Origin of the sequence: Acinetobacter sp. YH12052, from assembly GCF_013419835.1 — a bacterium.
GTDB classification, from domain to species: Bacteria; Pseudomonadota; Gammaproteobacteria; order Pseudomonadales; family Moraxellaceae; genus Acinetobacter; species Acinetobacter amyesii.
Genome location: NZ_VOZI01000042.1, coordinates 1 through 5,294, shown reverse-complemented (window position 1 = coordinate 5,294; position 5,294 = coordinate 1). Strand labels below are relative to the sequence as shown.

The window sequence follows — 5,294 nt, the reverse complement described above, 5'->3', positions numbered from 1 at the left end:
TAGAGGAATTGCCACAAGATACGATAAGCTAAAACGTAACTATCAAAGCACTGTTGCTTTAGCTTGTATATTTATATGGTTGCCTCTTTAGCTCAATTTATCGGCTGTAAATGTCAACACACCCTAAACATTTTTTAAATTTTATTCATTATTCTTTCTATCGAATGTCTCATAATTTTTTATTTTAATTTGAACAAAAACAGCCCAAAAATATGGGCTGTACGGTCTTTCACTTACCACAAACTGACAACTTTCTTCATCAATTCAGCACGAATGGGCGCGGTTGGGTTACCTGCATTGCGCTGCGTTTTATTTTCATAAAACTTTTGCCAAGTTTGAACCATCTCTAAAGTGACATCTTGAGTTTTAAGCTTTTCAACGTCGGCTTTGGTGATGTTGGCTAAGCGCGCTGCAGCACCTTCTGGGCCTGTACCCCAACCAATGATGCCTTGACCATAGGCAGGTAAAGACATGTTGTTCGGTGTTGGCGGTAGCGCAAGACGTTGAATATCTGGATTGACCAAGGATTTAATGTGAGGACGGACTTTTTCAGACAGGGTTAATTCGGCAAAACTTAGTGTAGATGCGCTGATTAGCAATGTACTGATAAGGAGAGGTTTAAGCATCATAGATCAACAAATGAATGTAAATAATAATCGTTATATATTTTAGCAAGGTTTTGGTAGCTGAATAAGAATATTTAAATGCATTGGAAATGGATAAGGCTTTATTTTGAGCTCAGCTGTAGATTTGTAGAAGTCAAAAAAGTTCAAAGCACTATTTTATAAGGAATTAAAATAGTGCTTTGTATAGATAGGTACAAATGGATTTAAGTCAAAACATTTAAAGTGATATTAATATTGTTTCGGGTCGCATTTGAATAGGGGCAAACAATATGTGCAGCATCGACCAATTTCTGTGCCTCGCTTGCATCCATACCCTCAAGATGAATATTAAGCGTCACTTCAATACCAAATCCTGTTGGAATAGGGCCGATACCAACATCACCTTCAACATAGGCAGCAGGGGCAATCGAAATTTTATCTCGGTTAGACACAAATTTCATTGCACCTAAAAAACAGGCTGAATAACCAGCGGCGAAGAGTTGTTCAGGATTCGTACCATTACCTGTACCCCCCATAATTTTCGGCACCGCCAATTGAACATCTAAATGACCATCGGACGTCGTTGCACGACCATCACGACCACCAGTGGCTTTTGCATGGGCTGTATAAACTGCTTTTTCTAAAGTCATTTTTCTAATCCCTCAGATGATGGTTCAAAATCATATCGTGGGGGATTTTGTTTAAATAATATTCAGTTTTTTTGTAATTTTATACAGAGTGAAAATCAATATTGAACCAAAACACGGTGCTGCATCAGTGGCATTGATGCGCGAATCTGTTGCTGCTCGTCTAAGTCAAAAGGAACTGTGAGTAGTTGAGCGCCTTCTTCTGCGGTGATTGCTAAAATTTGACCACGGCTGTTGCTTGCTCCAGCATGACCCCAAGTTTGACGCTTTTCACCATGCCAGCCTTGTTGTGCGGCACCTAATACAGCACATTGACTATCCATAGCACGGGCTTGCAGTAAGAGCTGCCAGTGCACTTCACCCGTGGTATAAGTAAAAGCCGCAGGCGTAGTTAATATATTTGCGCCTTGGGTACGAAGTATCAAAGCCAGTTCAGGAAAGCGCAAGTCGTAGCACACCATCAGGCCAATATTGCCAAAAGGTGTTTTTGCAACTACGGGTTCAGTACCAGGTTCAAAGAATTTTGATTCTTGATAGCCACCGACAGCATCACCAACTTGAACATCAAATAAATGAATTTTGTCATAACGTGCTTCGGTGCGTTCAGGGCTGATACACAGGCTAACAGTACGGACACGCCCATCTTGAATGATTGAACCATCTGGACGATAGGGGCATGGGAGTGTACCCGCAACAATCCAAAGTTGATAACGATGTGCGAGTTGTTCTAGTCGCTGCTGAATACTTTCAAATTGCGCCGCGGTTTCGCGTTGTTTACCTGCGGCAAAGCAGACAAAATTTTCAGGAAATACAATGAGACTCGCACCTTGAGCCTGACTTTGTTGCATCAATGACTCGATCACTTTGAAGTTATCTTCAATGTCATTTTGAGAATTCATTTGTGCAACGGAAAGTAAAGTCATGCGAAGAGGGTCTCTGCTGTGATTAACCTAAATTAGACATTTTGCTGCTTGGGTTGCTCTAGATTATCCTGCTCTTTTTGTAGTTGTTTGACCAAAGGCTCAAACATATTTTGGTTGCTATCATTCAGTTTCATCAGCGTTTTGTGTGCATCTAAAACCGTATTCAGCATATTGCTATGGGTAATGTGTTCTTCCATAAGTGCGCGAGTGCATACACTTGGATCACCACAATAATTCAAAATAACAAACACTTGACCTAAACCCATGCTATTGGCAAGCGTTGTGATATCAGAGTTTGTAGACAACATTACCGCTTGGATATGGTGAACTTGTTTAAGCTTCAAACCCAGTTTCGCCAAAATGCCAAGAACAGTACTATCGATAAATGTCGTTTGGGTTAAATCAACGATTGCACCGACGACATTTTGTTGCTGTTCAATTTTGTTTAATAACTTGTCTAGACTAATACAAGATTGGGCACGCACTTCGCCAATAAGCTTAAAAATATGCGTTCCGTTCAAGCTTGCATATTCAACATGACCTGTTGACATATAAATGCCATTTGCAGAGAAGGATAGTAAATTATCCCATAGGGGCACAGCTTACTCAAGTAGCCGAGCATGATCAGAAAGTCGTATTCAGTTTAAGTGGTTGATTTCGTGACTAATTGATTCGACGTAAACTTAGGATGGCAATATCGTCAGCAACATGGTCTGGTGCTTGAAATGATTGATTTTGCAAGTGATAAACCAATTGACCTAGCTGTTCATTCAATCCACCGTCAAAAGGTTCAAGTGCGCCATCCGAGCAAATTACAAAGCGAGAATAACGATTTAAGGTAAATTCAAACTCTTCAACTTCTAGATCTTCAGTTAAGCCGAGTGGGAAGCTGCTGGTATTTAAAATTCGTGCGGGAAGACCGGGTTCAAATAAAATGGCCGGCGGATAATGGCCTGCACTAGACCATTTCAAGACATGCGTATCGAGATTGAGTATTCCTGCAATCATGGTAATGTGCTTTTCAATATTTTCTTGAACCAACATGCCATTGAGTTTTTTGATCAACTCTCTTGGGGTTTTTGAACGACCGTGGAAAGCTGCCATCCACGAAGTCAGTAAACTACTCGTTACGCCATGACCGGACACATCTGCGAGATAAAACATGATTTCTTTATCGCTGATTTTCCAGTAATCGTACCAATCACCCGATAAATAAGCAGATGGTTGGAAGAATGTTTCAACTTTATAGTTGTGGAGTTCAATCGGGTTGGGCAGTAAACGTTTTTGCAAATCTGCAGCAGAAGGGAGATCACGGCTGTCTTGATTGCGTTTGTATTGCGCATCAATTTTAGTAAGTGCCACCTGAAGATTAGTTGGGATATGATCCCAAACCCATCCTGCTAAAGCGCCTTGTTGCCAAGCTTGAGCCAATGCAGCACCTTCATGCTCAAAAGCGAGCACAATAGTAGGAAGTGTCCATTGGTGATTTAAAAAGTCGGCAACATCAGCAATTGCAATGATCGTTGGATCATACAAGTCTAGATCTTCAATGTTAATCATTTGTACGCTAGGAAGCGCATCAAGTACCTGATCTAAATATGGAATATCACGAGTAGGTTGAATGAAATACATAAAGAATTAGATGAATCCTTCGATAGATAATAAGTGTACTATAGCAAGCTAATGATGGCTGGAGGGAAAAACCACACCAGCCAATTGAAAAATTTTATTTATTCAGTTGTTGCTGTGTCAGTTTCATCTGAACTTGTGTCATCAATGAAATCGCTAGAATCATCAGATGAAACATCAGTTGAATTATCTTCAGATTCATCAATATCGTCATCTTCTTCATCAATAAATAAGTTTTCTTCAGCAATCCCTTTTTTCTCGGCAATAGAATAGTTCAGGCGTTGCAAATAGATATCACGAATTTGAGCGTATTTATCGCCTTGCAATACACCTTCGATATCCAGTAATTGAGCGCGAGTATCAATTCCACGTAAAGTTTGCTCAGACCAGTAAGCTACATCATGACCATCAAGTATATATTTCTGTGGACGTCCTTGACTATCTACAGCTAGACCGACGGTTTGACGCAATGTGCTTGGACCAAGCACCGGTAGAACAATATAAGGACCAGAAGGAATACCGTAATAACCTAAAGTCGCGCCAAAGTTTTCATCTTCTGTTTCTAGACCTAGACGGCTTGCAGGGTCAGCAAAGCCTAAAGTTGTCAGTGTATTAACAGTAAAACGCCCCAGACTTTTTGCGGCACGTGTCGGTCGTCCTTGAATGAGTTGGTTAAATGCATTCCAAGGTTCGCCCAAATTTTTACGGAATAAACGATAAGATTCACGAATATCCTTAGGGGTTTTTGCGACATATTGCACAGCAGCAGGGCGGGCAATATGGACATCTAAATAATCATTAAATGCGTAAACTTTCCGGTTGATCGGTTGGAAAGGATCTTTATCTTCTTCTGATTGTGCTGCATTTGCATTTACAGATAATTTTTTTGCAACTTCAGATGACTTGACCATCGCAGCATGCGCAAGTTGTTGCGTTTTTGATTTATTGGCAGCTTCTGAGTCTTGAGCAACAGGTGCTGAAGCCTCGTCATTTGCAAATACAGGTGTTGTTACGACAAGTGACAATAATCCTGCATATAAAAAAGAAGTTTGGCGCATATATAGTCCTGACGCTTTTAGCGCGGCAAAATGTTTGCCGTATAATAAGTAAAAACGTTCAAATAATCCTGATTTATTACTATTAAACCAAATTTGATCAAAATATGAATGAAAAAATGTAATTTGAGTGAAAAATGTGCGCTCAAAATAATTATTTTAAAAAAGGTATTGCAACGGATGTGAAATGCTGTAGAATGCACAACCATCGGCGGTGATGAAGATTAAAACTTCTGATAAAACAATGACTTAAATGAATTGATTGAGTTGGGTTTTATTTGATAAGTTTAAAAATAATTTGAATTACCGGTTGACTCTTTAGAAATAAAGAGTAATATAGCCGACCTAGCTTGCTGGTGACGAACCAACAAGAAGATCATTAAGAGATTATGAAGAACAACTTGTGTGGATTTTTACTAGTTGATTGATCGAAAT

Annotated in this window: 6 protein-coding genes and 1 pseudogene; 1 reads left to right on the top strand and 6 read right to left on the bottom strand. The window is 39.7% G+C overall.

Going from position 1 to position 5,294, the window contains the following annotated elements:
• Positions 1-91: pseudogene (locus FTU06_RS16485) on the top strand (IS5/IS1182 family transposase); the annotation flags it as partial.
• A 142-nt stretch (positions 92-233) separates the two neighbouring features.
• Here FTU06_RS16485 and FTU06_RS16480 read toward each other — a convergent pair.
• The 6 genes from FTU06_RS16480 to FTU06_RS16455 form a co-directional block, all read right to left on the bottom strand.
• Positions 234-626, bottom strand: coding sequence for a DUF4951 domain-containing protein (locus FTU06_RS16480; RefSeq protein ID WP_180147611.1), 393 nt, complete (start codon positions 624-626; stop codon positions 234-236).
• Positions 627-829: 203 nt separating this feature from the next.
• A complete protein-coding gene (locus FTU06_RS16475) occupies positions 830-1,255 on the bottom strand; it encodes an organic hydroperoxide resistance protein (RefSeq protein ID WP_180009660.1) in 426 nt (141 codons plus the stop codon).
• Positions 1,256-1,350: 95 nt separating this feature from the next.
• The gene (locus FTU06_RS16470; protein ID WP_180147609.1) at positions 1,351-2,175 is read right to left on the bottom strand and encodes a carbon-nitrogen hydrolase family protein; all 825 of its coding nucleotides are present in this window, start codon (positions 2,173-2,175) and stop codon (positions 1,351-1,353) included.
• A gap of 32 nt (positions 2,176-2,207) precedes the next feature.
• Positions 2,208-2,726, bottom strand: coding sequence for an anti-anti-sigma factor GigB (gigB, locus tag FTU06_RS16465; RefSeq protein WP_078189558.1), 519 nt, complete (start codon positions 2,724-2,726; stop codon positions 2,208-2,210).
• Positions 2,727-2,838: 112 nt separating this feature from the next.
• Entirely contained in the window at positions 2,839-3,807 is a 969-nt protein-coding gene (gene gigA, locus FTU06_RS16460) for an RsbU family protein phosphatase GigA (RefSeq protein ID WP_078189557.1), read from the bottom strand.
• A gap of 98 nt (positions 3,808-3,905) precedes the next feature.
• Positions 3,906-4,862, bottom strand: a complete 957-nt coding sequence (locus FTU06_RS16455; RefSeq protein ID WP_180147607.1) for a VacJ family lipoprotein — start codon at positions 4,860-4,862, stop codon at positions 3,906-3,908.
• Between the last annotated feature and the right edge of the window lie 432 nt (positions 4,863-5,294).